The 1,023-nt window shown below is 45.0% G+C and carries 1 protein-coding gene and 1 pseudogene; both read right to left on the minus strand.

The features are described 5' to 3' along the window. The coding region (locus R7M72_RS26095; RefSeq protein WP_318056592.1) for a class II glutamine amidotransferase at positions 1-823 on the minus strand (823 nt) is incomplete at its 3' end. Positions 824-875: 52 nt separating this feature from the next. After that, a pseudogene (gene gmhA, locus R7M72_RS26100) lies at positions 876-1,023 on the minus strand (phosphoheptose isomerase); the annotation flags it as partial.

Here is a 1,023-nt window from a genome sequence, read left to right on the forward strand (position 1 = left end):
CTTGATTACCCGGTTTGGGCGCTGCAAATGGCACATCCTTCAAATCAGATGCATTGTTTTGGATCAGTTCACCAAGGTGAAACAAACCATATTCACCGGGCTTCATTCGATGCCAAGTCTCATTGCCGGTTAAAGGTTGAGTTGCAATGACAGAAACAACATCATTTGGTGTTGTTTCTTCTTGGAAGTTGATCTCCACATCTTCATCTAGCAAAGCGGCCTTGCCAAACGGAGCGCGACGCGTAATCCAATACAAGTGATTAGTACAATACGTCATGACAAACTCGCCGTCGCTGAGCAACATATTGAACACGCCTTTTTCTTTGAGCTGATCACAACACTTAGCGATGTAGAGAAAAACAGATTCCATGTCCTGAGGAGGCTCTGGATATCGATCTTCCATCTGCTTTAGCAGCCAACAAAACGCGAGCTCACTGTCTGTTTGACCAACAGGACGATGGCGCCCAGTGTACAGATCTTGGTAATCAGACAGCTGACCATTGTGAGCAAAGGTCCAATACTTGCCCCACAACTCACGTGTGAATGGGTGCGTATTTTCTAAATTCACTCCGCCACGGTTTGCTTGGCGAATATGACTCACAACCGCACGACTTTTGATCGGATAGTTTTGCACCAATTCAGCGATTTGGGACTCACAGCTTGGTTTTGGGTCTTTAAAGGTTCGAAAACCTTTACTTTCATAAAAAGTAATTCCCCAACCATCACGGTGCGGGCCAGTACGACCTCCACGCTGCATCAGCCCTGTAAAGCTGAAACAGATATCCGTTGGAACATTGGCGCTCATGCCGAGCAATTCACACATCGTTTAACGAACTCCTTACCTAAACCACAGCCGAAAAAGTGGCTGCAGAAAATTATTCCATCTCTTTTTCAATCAACTGAATGATGATGTGAATAATCTTAATATGTACTTCTTGAATACGGTCTGCATAACCAAAGTGTGGTACACGAATTTCAACATCAGCAAGACCAGCCATTTTACCGCCATCTTTACCCGTCAGT

The organism is Vibrio sp. YT-18, from assembly GCF_033337345.1.
In the GTDB taxonomy this organism is placed as follows: domain Bacteria; phylum Pseudomonadota; class Gammaproteobacteria; order Enterobacterales; family Vibrionaceae; genus Vibrio; species Vibrio alginolyticus.